Genomic DNA, 22,237 nt, shown 5'->3' with positions numbered 1-22,237 from the left:
CCCGCTTCTATGACATGAGGCCAGTGTCTTCAGACGTTAAGAGCGTGTGTCGTCCATACCGTCAGGATGTCATCAGGGTTGGTAGGTACAGCACAATGGATGGATATGCGGTGATCAATACGATGGCGATTGCGATCATAAAGAAGAACGGCAGGGCTGCTTTTGCAACATAGATGATGCTCTTTCCGGTCAGCGCCTGAATCACAAACAGGTTGAACCCCACCGGTGGAGTGATCTGCGACATTTCTACAACCAGCACCAGGAAGATACCGAACCACAGCAGGTCAATATTGGCTTGGGTCACCATCGGCAGCACGACGGATGTAGTCAGGACGATCACCGAAATGCCGTCGAGGAAGCAGCCCATGATGACGAAGAACACCGTGAGATAGAGAATCAGTTCGATGGGTGATAGGCCCAACTCTGAGATCCACGTGGCGAGCGCACTTGGAATACCGATAAAGCCCATTGCCAGTGTAAGAAAATGAGCACCCACCAGAATCAGACCCAGCATGCATGAATTTTTCACTGCCCCTGCGACACTGTCGATAAAGCCGCTGAGTGTAAAACTCCCCAATACGAACGAAAGCAGGAAGGAGCCTGCAACCCCGAAGGCCGCGGCTTCTGTGGGTGTAGCAATACCCTGATAGATCGAACCCAGGACACCGCCGATCAGGAGGATGATCGGAATCAGCTTCTTCAGTGCCTGAATTTTCTCTTTAGTGCTGTACTGGACGTTATCGGCGACTTCGCCTTTACGACCCTGCATCAAGGTCCAGCCTGCTGTAAATGCCATGAACAGCAAAATCAGAACCAGACCCGGCAGTACACCCGCCAGAAACAGGCGTGCGATGGAAACTTCCGCAGACACACCGTAAACGATCAGGATGATTGACGGTGGGATGAGCAGGCCCAAGGTACCAGACCCTGCGAGTGTGCCGATGGCCATGGATTCGCTGTATCCACGACGTGAAAGTTCCGGCAGTGTCATTCGACCGATAGTCGCGGCTGTTGCCGCTGAGGAGCCGGATACGGCGGCAAAGATGCCACAGCTCAGGATGTTTACATGCAATAACTTACCCGGAAACCGGGACAGTATCGGTGCCAAACCTTCAAACAGGTCCTGAGACAGTCGGGTGCGGAACAGGATTTCGCCCATCCAGATAAACAGGGGCAGGGCGGTCAGTGACCAGCCAGTCACAGCGCTCCAGGATGAAGTGCCTAGCAACAGCCCTATGCTGTCATTACCAATCAACTGCAACCCGATAATCGAGATGCCGGTCAGGGTGAGTGCGACCCAGACGCCACTGGTCAGCATCAACAGCATGCAAACCACTAAAATAAAACTGACTAATGAGATATCCATGATTTACTCCGCGCTTAAGGCATCTTCGTGGGCGATAAATCCCGGTTTCTCTCCCTGTATTGCCGAGACATAACTGTCGACAATAGCGATCAGGAGAAACAGAGAGCCAAGGGCCATCGGGGACTGCACGATCCAGAGCGGCATCGCCAGATACGTATCGGTTACATCGTCATAGATATAAGATTCGTAAACTGTATAGGCGGTGTAATACGCGAGGTAACCACTGATGAGGGTGCCCGCTGATAGGTTGATGAATTCAACCAGGCGACGCGTTTTTCCACCCAAGCGGGTGAGCAGAATAGTGACCCGGATGTGATTGCCGGTATTAAAGGTATAAGCCAGACCGAAAAAGATGGTTGCGGACAATAACCAGCCTGCGAAATCCTCAGAAGATGGGATGATTATGCCGAACGTTCGCGCTGTTATTTGCGCAAGAATCAGCACCGTCATCGCGACCAGACAGGTGCCTGATAGCACCGCTGAGGTTAAGTAAAAGTAGTGTTTAAGTGTTTGCATTTTATTCTCACCCGATTGCCTGACCAGAAACCCCAACATCCGTATTACTGTTATGTCGGACTGATCATCCGAAATAGTCGGGTTTGTAGGTTTTTTTATAATGTATTCATGCATCGTATTGGCTGAGGTAACGCCTGATTGTCGAACCAGCAGGCGTTACCTGAGCAAGAGATTAAAGCTGCTGATAGGCGTTCAGTACTGCACGACCGGAGTCGCCGGCTTCGCTCACCCACTCGTTAACCATGGTGGAACCGATCGCTTCCAGTTCATTAATCAACTGAGCACTTGGTTCGCCCACTTTCATACCGTTTTTAGCCAGAGTATCGGTGTGCTCTACCGCCAGCTTGCGGCCCAGTGCCCAGCCTTTTTTCTCTGCATTAGCAGCGGCTGTCAGGATCACCTGTTGGGTGTTTTCATCCAGACGATCGAACATACGCTTGTTGGCAAATACCATGTTCTTTGGAATCCATGCGTGGATCGTGGTGAAGTGGGAAATATAGTCCCAGCTCTGGCCGTTTACGCCGGTGCTTGGGGAGGTGATCATGGCGTCAATGGCGTTGGTGGTGAATGCCTGCGCGACATCACTGAATGGAATGTTGACGGGTGTTGTCCCCATCAAATCGGCCAGACGAGAGGTGGTTGGGCTGTAAGAGCGCATCTTCATACCCTTCAGATCGGTCAAACCTTTAACGTCTTTGTTGGTATACAGGTCCTGAGCTGGCCATGGAGAGGTGTACAGCAGGATAAGGTTTTCTTTGGCCAGTGCTTTTGTCAGCTCAGGTTTGGATGCGGCATAAAGCTTTTCAGCGCTATCAAAGTCGGTTGCCAGAAACGGAATGTTGTCCAGCTTGAAAATTGGGTTGAGGTTACCCAAACGACCGATAAAAACCTCACCCACAGGTACCTGACGGGTCTTAACTGCGCGGTGGATTTCCGGATGTTTGATGAGGGAGCCACCGGAGTGGATGTTGATTGTCAGCTTACCATTGGAATTGGCGTTCACTTCTTCAGCAAAGCTGCGTGCTACCTGGGTCTGGTGCGTACCATCACCGTAAGGGGTTGGCATATCCCAGCGCTTCTCTGCTAACACATTGCTGGTGGCCCCCAGCGTTAGCAGGGATGTAAGCAGTACAGCGGCTTTATGGGTAAAACGTTTCATTATTATTCTCCAGATCTCAGTTTTGTTAACCATACCGATGGCATTGGCTATAACTGATATTGCAAGGCCGGGGCCAAATCTGAAGAAAAATTAAAATATGTTTATAAACAATATGTTATGAGATTTTTCCTGTTTCTGGTTTGTTAGCGTTGGGACGGTTTTGACTCAGGCGTTTTTGCTTGCCTGAGTCACTTTTGACTCATTTAGGGGTGGTGTTGCACGGGTCAGCCAAAGTCCTTGCGATCCAGGTCATACTTTTTCATCCGCAGGTACAGCTTCTTACGCGGGATACCCAACGCCTGGGCGGTTAATTCAATCTGACCTTCGTTGGCCTTGAGTGCCGACAAGATAACTTCCCGCTCGTAGCAGGCAACCAGTTCATCGAGATTCCCTTCCTTTGGCGTTTCCGAGATGCTGATATTGCTGCCGAAGGGTAAACCCAGAGACCAGCGTTCTGCCGCGTTACGCAGTTCCCTGACGTTGCCCGGCCAGGATTGCAGACAGAGTTGCTGCAGCAGAAAGTCGCTGACAGGTCTGCTCTCACGGTTAAATCGCTGACACGCCTGTTCTGCGAAATGGCTGAACAGGAGCGGGATATCATCCTTTCGTTGGTTTAGGCTGGGCAGATCGATATTGGCCACATTCAGTCGGTAGTAGAGATCTTCACGAAACGTGCCCCGGTCAGCCGCATCTCGCAGTTCCTCTTTGGAGGCTGCGATCACCCGGATATCAACGTTGATATCCTCGTTGCCGCCTAAGCGTTGCAGGGTTCGCTCCTGCAGGACGCGTAGTAGCCTGATTTGAAGAGAGGGCGGCATGCTCTCGATCTCATCCAGAAACAGCGTGCCGCCGCTGGCGAATTCAAGCTTGCCGATCCGTTTCTTGTTTGCGCCGGTGAAAGAGCCGGCTTCATGGCCAAACAGTTCACTCTCTATCACCGATTCGGTGACCGCCCCGCAGTTCAGTGCAACAAAAGGTTTGTCCCTGCGGGGGCTGAAGTCGTGAAGGCACTTTGCAACAACCTCTTTGCCGGTGCCGGTCTCACCGTTGATGACCAGATCCACATCCACCTGAGCCAGCTGCAGGACCGTCTCCCGAAGTCGCACCATGACCTCAGTCTGTCCTACCAAGCGTTGATCAATCTCGTGTTGCCCGTCGATGACTTGGCGTAAACGACGGTTTTCCAATACCAGTTCGCGTTTCTTCCACGCGCGCTCGACGGTATTCAAATGGTGCTGAGGGTCGTCATTTTTTTCCAGAAAGTCGTAGGCCCCTTTGCGAATCGCTTCAATCGCAATGGCGATGTCAGAGTGGCCGCTGAACATGATGACCGGTATTTCCGGGTCAATCTCCAGTATTTTTTGCAACACCTCCAACCCGTGCATGATGTCCATACGTACATCACAGATAATGACGCCCAGCCAATTCATGGAGCACTCGGCTATCGCGGCGCGCGGGTCTTCAAACGCCGCTGCGGTATAACCCTCCAGCTCAAGAGTTTGGATCATTGATTCGCGTACGATCTCTTCGTCATCGATGACGATGATCTGGCCATGATTCATGGCTGAACTCATCACTTATCACTCCGGTATTCGGGTAGCTGAATGCAGAACGACGCGCCGGTGTCTGATTCATCGTCGACCGTCAGCTTGCCGTTAAACTTCTTAATTATGTTATAGGAAATGGATAAACCGAGTCCCAAGCTCTGGTTACGCCGTTTGGTGGTAAAGAACGGCTCGAATATTTGCTCGCGTAACTCGCTACTAATGCCCGGACCACTGTCTTGTACATGTATTTCGATACGGCCATGTTCATGTCGGCAATTGATCGTGATCCGTTTTTCAGGCTGATCCGTCACGGCATCCAGCGCATTGGTAATCAGGTTCAGGACAACTTGTTCAAGCTGAACGGAGTCCGCTTTTACCAAATTCTTCTGCTTCTGGAAAGTGACGTCGATGCTGGTTAATTTCCTGACCTCGTCGCCCTCAAGCATCAGAAGGGCATTGTCTACAACATGCTGAAGATCAACCACCACCAGATTCACCGGCTGATTGAGGGCAAGCGATTTAAGCCGGGTGATAATCGTTGTCGCGCGTTTTTTCAGGTTGGAAATCTGATTCAGATTTTTCTCAGTGTCTTCCAATCGACCCGATTTGAGCAGGCGAATACCGTTATGTGAATAGTGTCCAATCGCTGATAGCGGCTGATTGATCTCATGGGCGATGCCCGCGGAAAGCTGGCCGAGTGCGGCCAGCTTTCCGGCCTGAACCAGATCTTCCTGGAGTGTGGTGAGCTGATCGCGGAAGCTGATGAGTGAGCGGGCCATGGCCCCGATTTCGTCGTCTCCCTTCACGTTCACCTGCTCTTCCAGATTGCCATTGGCAATCGAACGCATGCTGGCATCCAGGCTGGTAATTCTTGCAACCATGTAGCGGCCTACATAGAGCCAGACAATCAGGATTGAGAATAAAAGACTGGCGGCGACCATAAACAACATCCAGAAACGGCCTTGTTTGATCGTTTCTCTGGCATTGATATCTGAGTTCTTGGCGGCTTCTTCGGCTTTATTGGTCTGAAATGCGATCAGCTCGTTTAAGCCATCCAATTGTTCTCGCATGTGGGTCAGGTGCAATTGTCCGGATTCCAGAATCGCCCGTTCTTTACTCCGGATCGTAAACATATTGTTATCGCCGTGGGTTAGAAATACGATATTGACGATGGTGTTTTTCAGGGCTTGTACCCCGTGGACATTGTCCAGTTCCTGAATGTCTTTTTTGATCTGGCCGATGATCTCATCAGTATGGGATTGGGTTGCAATAAGTGAGTTCAGGTCCGGTAGGTGCTGTGCCCGGTCAACCAAATTGATTAGCAGGTTTACATCGGCCTTGATGCGATACAGTCGCTGTACGGCGATGTTGATCGTGCTGGTTGTATTCTCGCCATAGCTGTTTATCACCATCCAGGAATCAGGAAAATCCTGATTATAGTAGCTAAACAGTGTTTTCTGAGCGTTGTCTATTAAGGTGTTAATTTCACTCAGGAAGTTTGAAGCGATCCATCTTAGTCTTTGGTTTTCAGACCGCTTCTGACGTTGAATATCAAACTTCTCAAGTACATTTTGATCTAGCTCGGCCAGCGTCGTTTTTAATGTGTCGATCTGATTAAAGAGGGCGTTTTCAGCCTGATGATCCAGTGTTGTTGCCGAAACAGTTGTTGCCGAAACATTGGGTAGGATATCAGTCAGGCTGGCGATGTTGAGATCTAACTCTTGCCAGATTTTCTGACGGCCAGAATCATCCTTTGCCGCAAGCAACGTGGGGGCAAGCAGCGTTATTTTTGTTCCTTGTTCCTTCAAGTCGGCCATCAAACTCAGGGTTTTGATATTACCTTCAACAACCTGATTCAGCTCCTCTCCCAATTGGCTATAGGACACCCAACTGATAATACTGGCCAGTAAGGTCAGTGCGCTCAAAGATGAAAACGCAAGGAAAAAGCGGCCGCGAATACCCAGCCGTCGACGACTATTCATACAATACGTGCCTTAAGTTTGAACTGCATAATACGCATGCCATAGACTAATTAGAAAACGATCATTAAAAAACGGTGTTTGTCGTGCCGAGTATGGCGTCGCTATCGACTTATGCCTGCGTTAACAGGTTCCTTCACTGGTTATAGTCAAAGGCTATAATAAAGGCTACTCTGGAAAATCACTTCGTGCAGCATTCAAGGTAAATAAAAAGCCAGTGTCTATGAAAAGGGTTAAGAAATACTCAGCTTCGATCCTTCTGGGTTTTGTGATGACAATGATGAGTGGCCTCCTGATGGCTAACGATACTGTCATCATCAAAGGGGTCGGTACATGGGAATATTTTACGAATTACCAAAAGCATGAGGGGCCTTTCTGGAATCAGCATATTGCGGATGTCACTGACGGTCGTATCGTTGGCGAGATAAAATCCCATACCGAACTGGGTATGAAAGGCCATGAAATCATGCGCTTGGTTAAGAATGGCGTGTTCGATTTTGCGTTTGGTCTGCCCGGCTATGTGGTACCGGAAAGTGAAATATTTGAAGGGGCTGATCTGTCCTCTTTGGTGCAGAACATCGGGGTACAGAAGCAGGTTGCGAATGCCTACTTTCCTACTCTGGAGCGCGCCTTCGCAGAAAAATACAACGCTAAGCTGATGATGCTGTATCCCTTCCCAAGCCAGATGATCTGGTGCAATAGCCCGATACGCAATATCGATGACCTTAAAGGTAAACGAATTCGCGTATTTTTGGCGACGTTAGGGGATTTTGTTGAAGGTGTTGGGGCGATACCGGTGAGTGCATCGTTTAATGACGTACCTCAAGCGCTGGAGAAGGGCATCTTTGATTGCGCGATCACCGGCACGATGTCTGCTTATACCGGCAAACTCTATGAGGTCGCTTCATATGGTTATACCTTACGCGTGGGCTGGGGGTTGGCATTTGGTGCCATGAATATGGATAAGTGGAACCTGCTCAGTGACGAGTTGAAAGCCCTCCTGCAAAAAGAGATCTCCTTGTTAAACGAAAAAATGTGGCAAGAAACGGCGACCGAAGATGCTATCGCGTTGTCGTGTCTCGCCGATGGGCCTTGTGCGATCGGTGAGGTGGGGAATATGACACTGGTAGAGCCCACCAAATCGGACCTTATGGTACGTAATAAAGTCGCTGCGGAGGTTATCTTGCCTCGCTGGGCGGAGCGTTGTGGCCCGGAATGTGCCGCTAACTGGAATCGTACGGTAGGCAAGGTTCTGGGTTTAAGAGCGGAAGCATACGCAAGATAAGTGGTAGAGTGTTAAGCGCATTGGTAAGTGCTAAGTAAAAAGCCCGCTGTCGGACGCAGCGGGCTTTTTTGATCTGTCACTGAGAGACTAAACCTGTTCGTGCTTCAGTCCCTTATACAAACTAAAACACATCACCAGCAGCACGATGCAGAAAGGGAAGCCTGTTGATACGGTTGCAGCCTGAAGAGAGCCAAGCCCGCCACCCAATAGCAATGCTATTGCCACCATCCCCTCGAATGTGCACCAGAACACACGCTGTGGCACTGGTGGATTGAGAATACCGCCAGCGGTAATGGTATCAATGACCAATGAGCCGCTATCCGAGGATGTAACGAAGAAGATAACGATCAGGATCAGGGACACCAGAGACATCAAGTAGCTCATGGGTAAGTTATCGAGCAAGCGATACAGAGCCAGCTCAGGTGTCCAGTTTTGAACGGTATCACGCACACCGTCGTATCCACCGGCCATCTGTTCAATGGCGGTGCCACCAAAGACGGTCATCCAGAGCAGGCAGAATAGGGTCGGTACGATCAGTACACAGACCATAAATTCGCGGATGGTACGGCCTTTACTGACACGGGCGATAAACATACCCACAAACGGAGACCAGGCAATCCACCATGCCCAGTAAAAGGTGGTCCAGCCATGAAAGAAGCTGGTGTCTTCACGGCCAACGGGGTTCGACAGTGGAAAGCTGTAGACAACATAGTCTTTCAAACCAATGACGAAACCGCTGATCAGATCCAGTGTCGGGCCGCTGAAAAACACAAACAGCAGTAGCAATACAGCCATGATCATATTGATCTCGCTTAGGCGCTTTACGCCCGCATCCAGTCCAGCAACCACGGAGCCAACAGCGATCGCGGTGATACCAATGATCAGGATAACTTTCACAACATCCGTGGGGGTAATGCCAAACAACTCGTTCAACCCTGCTGCTACTTGTTCTGCACCGTACCCCAACGAGGTCGCCAGACCAAAAATGGTGGCAAACACGGCCAGTATATCGATCAAATGACCTGGCAGGCCCCATACACGATCACCCAAAAGCGGGTAAAAGGCAGAGCGCAGGGTCAGTGGCAGTCCATGATTGAAGGTGAAATAAGCCAGTGCTAAACCAACAACCGCGTATACGGCCCAGGCGCTCATACCCCAATGGAACGCAGAGGCTGCGATCCCCAATCGGGCCGCTTCTGCGCTTTCTGGCGTTATGCCTAAAGGAGGGCTCAACATGTGGTTGACCGGTTCCAGTACGCCAAAGAACATCAGGCCGATACCTATACCTGCGGAAAACAGCATGGCTAGCCAGCCGGGATAACTGAACTCCGGTTTCGCATCGGGTCCGCCGATACGGACACGCCCCGTTCTGGAAAAGGCGATGTACAGGCAAAACAGTACAAAGAAGTTAACGCTGATGACAAAGAACCAATCCAGTTGCGTTGTCAGCCAAGGGCGTAACTCGTTGAAAAGGGTTGCGGACTGTTCTTGAAACAATAGGGTCAGCGCAACGAAAACAACAATGCAGGCGGCGGAGATGGGGAAAACCAAGTTGTGAATATCAAGCCCAAATGGCTGTATGTTGTCCTGGCCGACTTGATAGTCGGTGGTTGTCGAGAGCGGAGCCGGTTGTTTGCCTGACGATCTCATTGTGGTTTAACCCCATGATTGCTTTAGACTTTTAGTATACGTCGAGATGAGCATTATCTCGAATTGGGTTCAGCCAAATTGTATTGGGTTAGCGTAGCCTAAGGACCGTTGGTGTGCTGGCTAGGTCCGCGAACAGGGGTGTGTGGGTGTGCTGGGTCACATTGCATAATGTTGCGTCATCATAGGCGGGTGTTTTTAATAATTATTATTTTCAGGTATATCGGCGTCGCTTTCAGATAATCTTCCTCTGGGGCCTTGAGTTAATCTGGTTTTAGTCAGAGTCAAACATCAACCTGAATCAGGGGAGTTTGATTCTTATGATGTTTATAACGACTTTGACTGAATGATGGATTATTCAGGCTCTACCGTTGTTGGCACTTGCATTCAGTTGTAATGCCTTGTCCCTTCGTATGTTAATGCTAGGTTTTAGCATGCGAAATCTTGCCTCGCTCCAACCCCTTGTATATCACGGGTCTTTTTATACCACCCTACGCCATTGGGTGGTTTTTTTTGCCCGAAATAAGCTGTAAGTCACGTGGTTTGGGGATTCTATCGATTATGGGTAAGACTTGAAGCTGTGTTTGTCGCAAAAAATATCGTCATGCAGCGCATACAGGCAAACGGGCTTTCAGGGCAAACGGTAATATTTATATCGATCGATACCGATCCATCAATGAAGGATATACTTTGCCACCCAGAAATGGGTGGTTTTTTTATTTTTGGGTGGGTTTTTTATATATCCATATATACTTTGGATATTAATAGAGCGGTTTTTCTTTCTGGATTTATTTGCTGCGCGAAAGAATGATAACCGCAGTAATAACCATTAAACCTCCAATGTACGTGCCGGTATTTAATTGCTCACCGATCAGGATCAGGGCGATGGTAACCGCGACCACCGGTTCCATTGTGGAGATGGTTGAAGCATCCGAGGCACCAATTTTGGGCGACCCAGCGATAAAGGTGGCAATGGGTAGGATGGTGGCAAAAAGCGCCAGTCCGATGATCGATAGCCAGCCGAATTCAGATTGTGGCCAGTGGGTGGTTTGCATCGTGCTGGCGATCAGGCATGAAATCAGGCAACCAATAAGTACCGTACATGCGGATTGTAATGGATGGCTGGGGCTTGCCCGATGGCTACCGTATAGAATGGCCGCGCCATAACTCAGTGCCGCGAACAACGCCCAGAGTATACCCTGACCGTCTCCTTGAATATCGATGCCCACAGCAACCATCACACCACCAATGGCCAGAGTGACACTGAGCAGCTTTTTGCCGGTCGCTTTCTCTTTTAGAAACAGAATCGAAAACAGGATCACAAACGCAGGGAAAGAGAACAGCAGGATGACGGCCAGACTGACCGACATGCTATGACTGGCATTGTAATACCCCAGCGCTGCGCCCGAATAACCAATCCCGACCAGCAGGTACTGCAGGTTATGGCGCAGGGGCGGAATCGGCAGACGACGCAGTCTTAGCCAGATCAGCATGATGGCGGCCGCAGTGGAAAATCTCAGTACCAGTAACCCGACCGGGCTTGCGCCATCACTATATGCAACGTGTGTGAATAGGGGTTGCAGACCATAACCACAGGCTGATACCAGCACCAGCAGGAATCCCTTGATGTAGTCATTGTTGAGTGTGGATGTTTCTGTGTTCATCGGGGCCGCGTCTGTCAGTGGAAAAATTCGGACCCTAACAACCGGTTATCCCTTCAAGCAACGATCCTGTCTGTATGTGTCGCTGTGAGTAAAACTATTGGTAAATCCTGACGTAATCAGGATAGGGCGGTGCTGGAAGCCACCGCCTGAGATTAGTTTATTGATTCGCTGATGAGCAGCAGTCATAGCTGCTATATAGCGGTGTCGCTCATGCCTTTCCGGTGTTCTTCGACCTGTTACGCATATATCCCCGGTGCTGTCGTAAATTGATATTACCAAGACGTATTCGAGCATAGCCGCCTCTCTGAGACCCGATACTATCGGTGTCGTGGGAGTTGTTGAGCACGCCCTTTCGTGTAGGGCCCCTAGCCAGTTACACCGTATAGCGTTTACCTCCCGGCCTGATATCTATCCCTTTGCAGTACTTGGGGAGAGGCAGGAAAAAATAACTAAAAACTGAAATTGTGACTCACCGACTAGTCGGGTGAGGAGGTGCAAATGTTTACTAAAGATGACCAGATCCAAGGTTTTGACGATGCTCTGTGGGTAGTAATGGAGCGTGAAGCGCAACGTCAGGAAGAACACATCGAGTTGATCGCTTCGGAGAATTACACCAGTCCGCGCGTTATGCAGGCACAAGGTTCTGTGCTGACTAACAAGTATGCGGAAGGTTACCCGGAAAAGCGCTACTACGGTGGTTGCGAACACGTTGATGTAGCAGAGCAGCTGGCAATCGATCGTGCCAAGGAGCTGTTCGGTGCAGAGTACGCTAACGTCCAGCCTCACTCCGGTTCTCAGGCGAATGCCGCTGTTTATATGGCGTTGTGCGAACCGGGCGATACCGTACTGGGCATGAGCCTGGCACACGGTGGTCATCTGACTCACGGTTCTCATGTGAACTTCTCCGGCAAGATCTACAACGCGGTGCAGTACGGTCTGAATGAAGAGACCGGCGAGATCGATTACGCACAGGTTGAAGCGCTGGCCGTTGAGCACAAGCCGAAAATGATTGTTGCGGGTTTCTCTGCTTACTCCCGTGTTGTCGATTGGGCGCGTTTTCGCGAGATCGCCGACAAAGTGGGCGCGTACCTGTTTGTTGATATGGCACACGTTGCTGGTCTGGTCGCTGCCGGTCAGTACCCGAACCCGCTGCCATTCGCAGATGTTGTCACCACCACTACGCACAAAACACTGCGCGGTCCGCGTGGTGGTCTGATTCTTTCCCGCGATACTGCGATGGAGAAGAAGATTAACTCCGCAGTCTTCCCGGGTGGTCAGGGTGGTCCTCTGATGCACGTAATCGCTGCAAAAGCGGTTGCCTTTAAAGAAGCGCTGGAGCCTGAGTTCACCGCATATCAGACGCAGGTTGTGAAGAATGCCAGCGCGATGGCGGATGTGTTTATCGAGCGTGGCTACGAAGTTGTATCCGGTGGCACCGATAACCACCTGTTCCTGCTGAGCCTGATCAAACAGGGCCTGACCGGTAAAGATGCAGATGCTGCGCTGGGTCGCGCCAACATCACCGTGAACAAAAATGCTGTACCGGGCGATCCTCAGTCTCCATTTGTTACCTCGGGTCTGCGTATCGGTTCTCCGGTTGTGACGACACGTGGTTTCAAAGAAGAGCAGTGCCGCACACTGGCGGGCTGGATCTCCGATCTGTTGGATGTTCTGGACCAGCCGGAAGCGCTGGACGCGAAGATTGCCGACGTGAAAGAACAGGTACTGGCGCTGTGCGCTGACTACCCGGTTTACCGCTAATTTGAACAGAACTGCGGCGGTTAGCGAGCGCTGACCGCCCCTTAAACGGGAGCTGATACCATGCAGCATTATTCAGGTTTCGGACTGTTCAAGCACAGTCTTAGCCATCATGAAAACTGGCAGCGCGCCTGGCGTAACCCTACGCCGAAGAAGAAATACGATGTGATCATCGTGGGTGGCGGCGGCCACGGTCTGGCAACGGCGTACTACCTGGCGAAACAGTTTGGTGTGACCAATGTCGCGGTCATCGAAAAAGGGTACTTGGGTGGGGGTAACACCGCACGTAATACCACCATTGTACGTTCCAACTACCTGTGGGACGAAGCGGCTCACCTGTATGAGCACGCGATGAAGTTGTGGGAAGGTCTGTCGCAGGACCTGAACTACAACGTGATGTTCTCCCAGCGTGGTGTACTGAACCTGGGTCATACCCTGCAGGACATGCGCGATATTGAGCGCCGTGTAAATGCAAACCGCCTGAACGGTGTCGACGGTGAAGTACTGGATCCGCAGCAGATCAAAGAGATCGTGCCGCATATGGATTGTTCTGAAAATACCCGTTACCCAATCATGGGTGCGTCCTGGCAGCCACGTGGTGGTGTTGCACGTCACGATGCAGTGGCATGGGGCTTTGCCCGTGGTGCGGATTCTCACGGTGTGGACCTGATTCAGCAAACCGAAGTCACCGACCTGATCATCGAAGATGGCACCGTAGTGGGTGTGAAAACCAACCGTTACGGCGATATCAAAGCAGATCGAGTGGGTTGTGTGGTTGCAGGTAATTCCAGTGTGTTGGCGAAGAAAGCCGGTTTTGAACTGCCGCTGGAATCGCATCCATTGCAGGCACTGGTATCTGAGCCGATCAAACCGGTACTGGATACGGTTGTGATGTCCAACCACGTACACGGTTATGTCAGCCAGTCCGATAAAGGGGACTTGGTCATTGGTGCCGGTATCGATGGTTACAACGGTTACGGTCAGCGCGGTTCTTTCCCAACGATTGAGCATACGGTGCAGGCGATTGTGGAGCTGTTCCCAATGTTCAGCCGCGTGCGGATGAACCGTCAGTGGGGCGGTATCGTAGATACGTGCCCGGATGCCTGTCCGATCATCAGTGATACGCCGGTTAAAAACCTGTTCTTCAACTGCGGTTGGGGTACCGGTGGCTTTAAGGCCACGCCGGGGTCCGGCAACGTATTTGCCGCATCACTGGCAAAAGGCGAGATGCATGAGTTGGCGAAGCCATTTTCCATGTTCCGATTCCACGACGGCGCGCTGATCGATGAGCACGGCGCTGCCGGTGTAGCACACTAACGGGAGAGAATTACATGTTCCATATCTACTGCCCGCACTGTGCGGAATACCGGGAAGAGGAAGAGTTCCACGCTTCAGGTCAGGCGCATATCGCCCGTCCGCTGGACCCTGAAGCCTGCTCCGATAAGGAGTGGGGTGAATACCTTTACTTCCGTAAGAACCCACGTGGCATCCACCACGAGTTGTGGGTGCATGCTGCCGGATGTCGCAAGTTCTTCAACATCACCCGCGACACCCAGACTTACGAAATCAAAGAAGTTTACAAGATTGGAGAACAGCCTTCGGTGGTTGCCCAGTCTGGTAATAGCAAATAACAGGAGCGGAGTTATGACACAGAAAAACCGCCTGCAGAGCGGAGGTCGCATCGACCGTTCCAAGCCTCTGACATTTACCTACAACGGTAAAAAGTTTAACGGCTTCCTGGGTGACACTCTGGCATCTGCCATGCTGGCCAACGGCATTGATATTGTTGGTCGTAGTTTTAAATACAGCCGTCCGCGCGGCATCGTTGCCGCGGGTGCAGAAGAGCCGAATGCGGTCCTGCAGCTGGGCGCAACTGAAGCCACTCAGGTGCCAAACGTTCGTGCGACGCAGCAGGAACTGTTTAACGGTCTGGTATCGTCCTCGACGAATGGCTGGCCAAGTGTAGAAACCGATCTGATGGGCACCATCGGTAAGATGGGCGGCAGCATGATGCCACCGGGTTTCTACTACAAAACTTTCATGTATCCGAAGTCTCTGTGGGATACCTACGAGTCGATGATTCGTAAAGCGGCCGGTTTGGGTCGTTCCCCGCTGGAAAGTGATCCGGATACCTACGACAAAATTAACCAGCACTGTGATGTGTTGGTGGTCGGTGGCGGACCTGCGGGTCTGTCTGCGGCACTGACCGCTGCTCGCAGTGGTGCGCGTGTCATCTTTGCCGATGAGCAGAACGAGTTTGGTGGTAGCCTGCTGAGCAGTAAAGAAACACTGAACGGTGCGCCAGCGTCTGAATGGGTTAACGCGGTCGTTGAAGAGCTGCGTGGATACGACAATGTGATGTTGCTGCCGCGCTCTACGGTGAATGGCTACCATGACCACAACTTCCTGACGATTCACGAACGTTGCACGGATCATATCGCCGATATTGCACCGGCGGGTCAGGCTCGTCAGCGACTGCACCGTGTGCGCGCTAAATGGGTTGTTCTGGCGACCGGTGCGCACGAACGTCCACTGGTCTTCGCAAACAACGATGTACCGGGTTGCATGGTCGCGAATGCGGTATCGACCTACATCAACCGTTACGGCGTTGCACCGGGTAACGAGCTGGTGCTGATGACCACCAACGATTCCGGTTATCAGGCCGCGTTGGATTGGCATGATGCGGGCCGTAAGGTCGTGGCGATTGTCGATACGCGTCAGAACCCTAAAGGTGACCGTGTTGAAGCTTCGCGTCAGCGTGGACTGAACCTGATCACCGGTTCTGCGGTGATTGAAGTTCAGGGCAGCAAGCGCGTGAGCGGTGTGTCTGTTGCGCCAATCAGTGCAGATGGCAATAAAGTGACTGGCTCCGTGAGCAAACTGTCTGCTGACACCGTGGCATCTTCCGGTGGCTGGAGTCCGGTTATTCACCTGTCTTGCCACACGGGCAGCCGTCCGGTTTGGAACGACGATGTTGTCGGCTTCCTGCCGGGACCTACGGTTCAGAAGCAGCTGACGGCGGGTGCAATCAATGGTAGCTACAGCACCAGTACTGCACTGTTTGAAGGTCTGAATGCCGGTCTTAAGGCGGTTGCTGAAGTGGGCCTGAGTGCCTCTGAAGTGATGTTGCCGAAGGCGGAAGAGGTGAATGAGGGTGCTCCTATGACCCTGTTCCACATTCCGCACCTGAAACCCACATCACAGGCGCCAAAGCAGTTCGTCGATTACCAGACTGACGTAACGGCTGCGGGTATCGAAGTGGCGTGTCGCGAAGGTTATGAGTCCATCGAACACGTGAAACGTTACACAGCGATGGGTTTTGGTACTGATCAGGGCAAGCTGGGTAACATCAACGGTATGGCCGTGGCGGCGAAAGCGCTGAACAAAACCATTCCGGAAACCGGTACAACGATCTTCCGTCCGAACTACACCCCGGTGTCTTTTGGTGCAATCGCCGGCCGTGACTGTGGCGCGCTGTTTGATCCTGAGCGTTACTCCGCGATGCATAAATGGCACGTGGCGCGTGGTGCGAAATTTGAGGATGTGGGCCAGTGGAAACGTCCTTGGTACTTCCCGAAACCGGGTGAGTCCATGAAGGAAGCACTGAACCGTGAATGTCTGGCAACGCGTGAGTCTGTCGGTATCTTGGATGCGTCCACGCTGGGTAAGATCGATATTCAGGGTAAAGACGCCCGTGAATTCCTGGGCCGTGTTTACACCAATGCCTGGGCCAAACTGGCGGTCGGTAAGTGCCGTTATGGCCTGATGTGCGGTGAAGACGGCATGGTCTTCGATGACGGTGTGACCTCCTGTCTGGGTGAGAACCACTTCCTGATGACCACCACCACCGGTGGCGCTGCACGCGTACTGGAATGGCTGGAACTCTACCATCAGACCGAATGGCCTGAGATGGAAGTGTACTTCAACACTGTCACTGATCACTGGTCCACGCTGACAATCTCCGGCCCGAACAGCCGTAAGTTGCTTGCCGAGTTGACCGATTGTGACCTGTCCAACGAGAACTTCGCGTTCATGGACTGGAAGCAAACCACTGTTGCAGGGGTTCCGGCACGTGTGTTCCGAATCTCCTTTACCGGTGAGTGCTCTTACGAGATTAACGTTCAGGCCAACTACGGCATGCACGTGTGGGAGAAGCTGTTCGAACACGGTGAGAAGTTCAACCTGACTCCGTACGGCACCGAAACCATGCACATTCTGCGTGCAGAGAAAGGTTTCATCATCGCCGGTCAGGATACAGACGGTTCTGTTCACCCGTTCGATCTGGGTATGGGCTGGTGTGTGGCTCAGAAGAAACCGTTCAGCTACATCGGTAAGCGTGGTATGGCCCGTGAGGACTGTGTACGCGAAGACCGTAAGCAGCTGGTGGGTCTGAAAACCACCGATCCTAAGGTTGTGTTGCCGGAAGGTGCACAAGGTGTGTTGGATCCGAAAGCACCGATTCCGATGCCAATGGTTGGTCACATCACCTCCAGTTACTGGAGTGCCAATCTGGATCGCAGCATCGCCATGGGCTTTGTTAAAGGTGGCCTGAACAAGATGGGCGAGAAAGTTTTCTACCCGCTGGCTGATGGCACTGTTGTTGAAGCTGAAATTTGTAGCCCGATCTTCCTTGATCCGAAAGGGGAGCGTCAAAATGTCTGATCTGACTGTAGCTGTACCGGAAGAAAAAGTAGCGTCCACGAAAGCCGTGGTCATGAATCAGGTTGCCGGTCCTGAGGTACGTGCGGAATCCCCGCTGTATCACGCGGATCTGGATAGCCTGGCCAAGCAGGGACCACGTAAGGGCGGAGTCCGTCTGCGTGAGAACAAACTGTTGGGTCATCTGACGTTGCGCTGTAACCCAAACAACGCAGATCAGCTGGCGGCCGTTGAGCGGGTTCTGGGCATGGCGCTGCCTTTGCAGCCGCTGACCTCCGTTGAAAAAGGTGATGTATCCATTCGCTGGATGTCGCCGGACGAGTGGCTGATTATCGTACCGGGTTTGAAAGCGTTCGACGTAGAAACCCGTTTCCGCGATGAGATGGACGGCCACTACTCGCTGGTCAATGGCAGTGGTGGCTCCACCGTACTGGAACTGTCCGGTGACAACGTGGTGGACATGCTGAAGAAATCCACCCCGATTGACCTGCATCCGTCAGAGTTCCCGGTTGGCAAGGTGGTCTCCACTGTCTTTGCGAAAAGCACCGCAGTGATCCGTCGTACCGGTGAGAAACAGTTCGAGCTGGTGATTCGTCGCAGTTTCTCGGATTACCTCTGGCTGTGGATTCAGGATGCCAGCCGCGAGTTTGGTCTGGTGGTAGACGCCTGATCTGGAACGTGCCGGGACCGCCCTCTCAGGAGGGCGGTCTCTGACATGCAAGATAGTTTCTGATATTCAAGAGATTGCTATGAAATCTAAGCTCAAACCCTGGATCTTTACTGCCAGCTGTCCGAGTGTTCTGGGCACTGTAGATGTGGTGACACGTTACATGGCGGAGTACGGAAACTACGTGGAAGATATCCACTCCTTTGATGACCGTGCTGCTGATCGCTTCTTTATCCGCATCGAGTTTCACCCTCAGTTTGAAGGCTTTAGCGCCGAAGAGTTTAACACCGGCTTTTCACCTCGCGCGGAAGAGTTCGAGATGGAGTGGAGCCTGACGCCGCCGGAACACCGCCCGCGTGTGGCGATTCTGGTGTCAAAGTACGATCACTGTCTGAACGATCTGCTGTACCGCCATCGTACGGGGCAGTTGAACATTGAAGTACCGGTAATTATCTCCAACCATCCGGATCTGAAGCATCTGGCGGAGTGGCATGATATTCCGTACTACCACCTGCCGATTACGCCGGATACAAAACCGGAGCAGGAAGCACAGATCGTCAAGCTGCTTGAAGAGTACGATATCGAGCTGGTGGTGCTGGCGCGCTACATGCAGGTATTGTCGGCGGATCTTTGCTCATACCTCGATGGTAAAGCGATCAATATTCACCATTCCTTATTGCCGGGCTTTAAAGGTGCACGACCGTACCATCAGGCATGGGAGAAGGGTGTGAAGATGGTCGGCGCAACCGCGCATTACGTGAACAACGATCTGGATGAAGGTCCGATCATTGCTCAGGGTTTGCAGCAGGTTGATCACGCTCACTACCCGGAAGACCTGATCGCGAAAGGCCAGGATGTGGAGCGCATCACGCTGATGAATGCCGTACGTTGCCATATCGAAAAGCGCGTATTCCTGTGCGGAAGCCGTACTGTTGTTTTTAGTAAGTAAAGTAACGTCTGACGCTACTTTAACCCTGTGACTTGTTCGCAGGTTCCTTAGTTTCAACCTGTGTTTGCGTCTTGATAAGCGCACACCTTCGAGGCTGACCCTCTGCATCCCGATGCGGATACCTCCCACCATTTTAGGTCAGCCTCCTCTTTCTTCTGTTTGCTCTGCTTCGAAACAACGCTTTAAGGAAACTACAGGTCGTAATCTGACATACCTGGTTTTGACCGAAGCGCATAATCCTCCTTTATCACAATAATAATCAGCGCTATTCATAGCGGCGGAGGCAGTATGTCTATCAGTGTGTTTGATCTTTTTAAAATAGGCGTAGGCCCATCCAGTTCACATACGGTTGGCCCCATGTTGGCGGCAGCCGAGTTTGCCGATCATCTGGCGCAGATTGGAAAAGCACAAGACGTTAAGCGTATTCAGTCTGATCTGTATGGCTCCCTCAGTGCTACCGGTGTGGGTCATGGCACCGATAATTCGGTCATTCTGGGTCTGATGGGCGAACGCCCCAATAGCGTCGATCCAGAGATCATCTTGCCTGAAGTAGCTGCATTGAAAGAGTGTTCCAGCCTCAAGTTACTGGGTGAATACCCGGTTGAGTTTATCTGGTCACGGGATATGCGCTTGCTCGAAGAGAACCTGCCATATCATCCCAACGCCATGCACCTGAGTGCCTTCGGTGCGGATGACGAAGTGATCTACGAAAACACCTATTACTCCATCGGTGGCGGTTTTGTGATCGACGAAAGTGAGGCGACCGCTGACGCGCATCTGGTCCCTCAGGTTGAACTGCCTTACGACTTTAACAATGCGGTTGAACTGCTGGAGTTATGTGAGAGCAATAAGCTCACCGTCAGCCAGTTGATGATGGAAAACGAAAAGGTCTGGCGCACAGAGAAGGAAGTGCGTGATGGCTTGATGGATATCTGGGCCGCGATGAAAGATTGCATCGCCACCGGCCTGCATAAAGAGGGCACTTTGCCTGGCGGTTTGCATGTTAAGCGTCGCGCCATGAGCCTGCATAAATCTCTGATCCGTTCCACTAAACCTAATGTGATCAGTTCCACATTGAGTGCGATGGATTGGGTCAACCTCTACGCCCTGGCCGTGAACGAAGAGAACGCCGGTGGTGGTCGTATGGTGACGGCACCAACCAACGGTGCGGCAGGCATTATTCCGGCTGTGTTGATGTACTACATGGAATTCACATCCAACCCAACAGAAGAGTGCGTGGTGGATTTTCTACTGGCGGCCGCTGCGATTGGCTCGTTGTGTAAGAAAAACGCTTCGATCTCCGGCGCCGAAGTCGGCTGTCAGGGCGAAGTGGGTTCTGCCTGTGCGATGGCTGCGGCGGGCTTGTGTGAAGTGCTGGGCGGTACGCCTGCACAGGTGGAAAACGCAGCGGAGATTGGACTTGAACACAATCTGGGGCTGACCTGTGATCCGGTGGGTGGTTTGGTACAAGTGCCATGTATCGAGCGTAACGCCATCGGTGCGATGAAAGCGATCAACGCGACCCAGATGGCTCTGCGCGGTGATGGCGATCACTTTATCTCGCTGGATAAGGTAATCAAGACCATGCGTGATACCGGCATGGATATGCAGGATAAATACAAAGAGACTTCTCGCGGCGGTTTGGCCGTAAACGCTATCGAGTGTTAGTCCATTGGTAGAGACTCGCCGCTACTTGTTGATTATCAGGTAGTGGCTTCTCTGTTTTCTGCTTATTATTTAATCAATGGCTGGGCGGATTGTCGTGGCCATTGTCGGATCGGGATGGAAGCCCGGATCTGAAATAACAATGATATAAAAGCCGGTCAGCGGTGGCGAAGCCAGAACCGGTTTGGGGTTGATTTATGGTGCGTTCAACGACCGAAACTGTTTCTGAACCAGTCCGTTCGATTGGCTTTCTGCTGCTTAATAACTTCACCATGATCTCTTTGGCTTCGGCGGTCGAAGCCTTACGTATGGCCAACCAGCTCAGCGGCGAAAAGCTGTATAACTGGCACACTCTGACCATTGATGGTCAGCCAGTAAGCGCAAGTGATGGTATCCAGATCACGCCTGATGCCAGTGTTGCAGATCAGGTTGAGCTGGATACGGTGATTGTGGTCGGTGGTGTCAATGTCACCAAGGCGTACAACAAAGCGCACCTCAACTGGTTACGGGATATGGATCGCAAGGGCTGTACCCTCGGCGGTATCTGCACCGGTGCGTATCCGCTGGCAGATGCCGGGTTGCTGGACGGTTATGAGTGCAGTGTGCATTGGGAGTATCTGGCATCGATGCAGGAAACCTTCCCGCACGTGCGTTGTACCAACAGTTTATTCAGTCTGGACCGCAACCGTTTTACCGCCAGTGGTGGCACCGTCGCACTGGATATGATGATGAACATCATCAAGCAGGAACACGGTTACCGCTTGTCTGCCGCCATTTCAGAGATGTTTATCTGTGATCGGATTCGTGATGAAAGTGATCAGCAGAAAGTGCCGCTGCGCCATGTGTTGGGGACCTCCCAGCCGAAGTTGGTGGAAGTGGTCGCACTGATGGAAGCCAACATCGAAGAGCCAATCGAGATGGATGAACTGGCCGAGTTTGTTGATCTGTCGCGCCGTCAGCTGGAGAGACTGTTTCAGAAATACCTCGATTGTTCTCCGTCCAAGTATTACCTCAAGTTACGCCTGTTAAGAGCACGTCAGCTACTGATGCAGAATACCATGCCGATTATCGACATCGCTGCGGCCTGCGGTTTTGTCTCGACGCCGCATTTCAGCAAGTGTTACCGCGAACACATGGGGGTCCCGCCGAGTGAAGAACGCGCTGCGATTAAAAAAGGGCAGGTGCCGGTCGAACCGGAAGCAGCACCGTCAGTCGTGCGGCGTAAGCTGATCAGCAAACCTCAGGATTCAATCTCGTCAGGGGCGTTTAGCGAAGCCAAGAAAGAGTCGACGTTTGGTTCGGTGAATCTGAAAGGAAAATCCTGACGGGCAGGTGTGTACCCGTCTCAGTTTCAGGCACTGTACCTGTCTGTAAGA

General features: G+C 51.9%; 16 protein-coding genes. 9 read left to right on the top strand and 7 right to left on the bottom strand.

Annotated elements, in window-relative coordinates; genetic code table 11:
- Positions 1–61 precede the first annotated feature (61 nt).
- The 5 genes from IOQ59_RS13965 to IOQ59_RS13945 form a co-directional block, all read right to left on the bottom strand.
- Entirely contained in the window at positions 62–1,366 is a 1,305-nt protein-coding gene (locus IOQ59_RS13965) for a TRAP transporter large permease (protein ID WP_193954002.1), read from the bottom strand.
- 3 nt (positions 1,367–1,369) lie between these two features.
- Positions 1,370–1,882, bottom strand: a complete 513-nt coding sequence (locus IOQ59_RS13960) for a TRAP transporter small permease (protein ID WP_193954001.1) — start codon at positions 1,880–1,882, stop codon at positions 1,370–1,372.
- Positions 1,883–2,054: 172 nt separating this feature from the next.
- Positions 2,055–3,041 carry a TRAP transporter substrate-binding protein gene (locus IOQ59_RS13955; RefSeq protein WP_193954000.1) on the bottom strand — a complete coding sequence of 329 codons (987 nt, stop codon included), beginning with the start codon at positions 3,039–3,041 and terminating at the stop codon, positions 2,055–2,057.
- Positions 3,042–3,265: 224 nt separating this feature from the next.
- Entirely contained in the window at positions 3,266–4,615 is a 1,350-nt protein-coding gene (locus tag IOQ59_RS13950) for a sigma-54-dependent transcriptional regulator (RefSeq protein ID WP_193953999.1), read from the bottom strand.
- Entirely contained in the window at positions 4,615–6,570 is a 1,956-nt protein-coding gene (locus IOQ59_RS13945; protein ID WP_193953998.1) for an ATP-binding protein, read from the bottom strand. Before IOQ59_RS13945 ends, IOQ59_RS13950 begins: the two co-directional genes overlap by 1 nt.
- A 292-nt stretch (positions 6,571–6,862) precedes the next feature.
- On the opposite strand from IOQ59_RS13945, the gene IOQ59_RS13940 reads away from it, so the two are divergent.
- Complete coding sequence (locus tag IOQ59_RS13940; protein ID WP_228050907.1) at positions 6,863–7,852, top strand: TRAP transporter substrate-binding protein; 990 nt, start codon at positions 6,863–6,865, stop codon at positions 7,850–7,852.
- Between the two features lie 87 nt (positions 7,853–7,939).
- On the opposite strand, the gene IOQ59_RS13935 is transcribed toward IOQ59_RS13940, so the two are convergent.
- The gene (locus IOQ59_RS13935) at positions 7,940–9,502 is read right to left on the bottom strand and encodes a BCCT family transporter (protein WP_193953996.1); all 1,563 of its coding nucleotides are present in this window, start codon (positions 9,500–9,502) and stop codon (positions 7,940–7,942) included.
- Between the two features lie 785 nt (positions 9,503–10,287).
- Entirely contained in the window at positions 10,288–11,163 is an 876-nt protein-coding gene (locus IOQ59_RS13930; RefSeq protein WP_193953995.1) for a DMT family transporter, read from the bottom strand.
- Positions 11,164–11,661: 498 nt separating this feature from the next.
- On the opposite strand from IOQ59_RS13930, the gene glyA reads away from it, so the two are divergent.
- The 8 genes from glyA to gbdR all read left to right on the top strand — a co-directional run bounded on the left by glyA (position 11,662) and on the right by gbdR (position 22,186).
- A complete protein-coding gene (gene glyA / locus IOQ59_RS13925) occupies positions 11,662–12,924 on the top strand; it encodes a serine hydroxymethyltransferase (RefSeq protein WP_193953994.1) in 1,263 nt (420 codons plus the stop codon).
- A 60-nt stretch (positions 12,925–12,984) separates the two neighbouring features.
- The gene (locus IOQ59_RS13920) at positions 12,985–14,238 is read left to right on the top strand and encodes a sarcosine oxidase subunit beta family protein (RefSeq protein ID WP_193953993.1); all 1,254 of its coding nucleotides are present in this window, start codon (positions 12,985–12,987) and stop codon (positions 14,236–14,238) included.
- Positions 14,239–14,252: 14 nt separating this feature from the next.
- On the top strand, positions 14,253–14,552 hold the full coding sequence (locus IOQ59_RS13915) for a sarcosine oxidase subunit delta (RefSeq protein ID WP_193953992.1): 300 nt from the start codon (positions 14,253–14,255) through the stop codon (positions 14,550–14,552).
- Positions 14,553–14,565: 13 nt separating this feature from the next.
- Entirely contained in the window at positions 14,566–17,583 is a 3,018-nt protein-coding gene (locus tag IOQ59_RS13910) for a sarcosine oxidase subunit alpha (protein WP_193953991.1), read from the top strand.
- On the top strand, positions 17,576–18,250 hold the full coding sequence (locus IOQ59_RS13905) for a sarcosine oxidase subunit gamma (protein WP_193953990.1): 675 nt from the start codon (positions 17,576–17,578) through the stop codon (positions 18,248–18,250). The genes IOQ59_RS13910 and IOQ59_RS13905 overlap by 8 nt, the downstream gene beginning before the upstream one ends.
- A gap of 79 nt (positions 18,251–18,329) precedes the next feature.
- Positions 18,330–19,196 (top strand): formyltetrahydrofolate deformylase, encoded by an 867-nt coding sequence (gene purU, locus IOQ59_RS13900; RefSeq protein ID WP_193953989.1) that lies wholly within the window; start codon positions 18,330–18,332, stop codon positions 19,194–19,196.
- Between the two features lie 288 nt (positions 19,197–19,484).
- Positions 19,485–20,864, top strand: a complete 1,380-nt coding sequence (locus IOQ59_RS13895; RefSeq protein WP_193953988.1) for an L-serine ammonia-lyase — start codon at positions 19,485–19,487, stop codon at positions 20,862–20,864.
- Between the two features lie 194 nt (positions 20,865–21,058).
- Entirely contained in the window at positions 21,059–22,186 is a 1,128-nt protein-coding gene (gene gbdR, locus IOQ59_RS13890) for a choline metabolism transcriptional regulator GbdR (RefSeq protein WP_193953987.1), read from the top strand.
- Positions 22,187–22,237 lie beyond the last annotated feature (51 nt).

Source organism: Pontibacterium sinense (genome assembly GCF_015209595.1).
Classification (GTDB): domain Bacteria; phylum Pseudomonadota; class Gammaproteobacteria; order Pseudomonadales; family Balneatricaceae; genus Pontibacterium; species Pontibacterium sinense.
The sequence above is the reverse complement of the archived record's forward strand: the minus strand, read 5'-3'. Positions and strand labels throughout refer to the sequence as shown.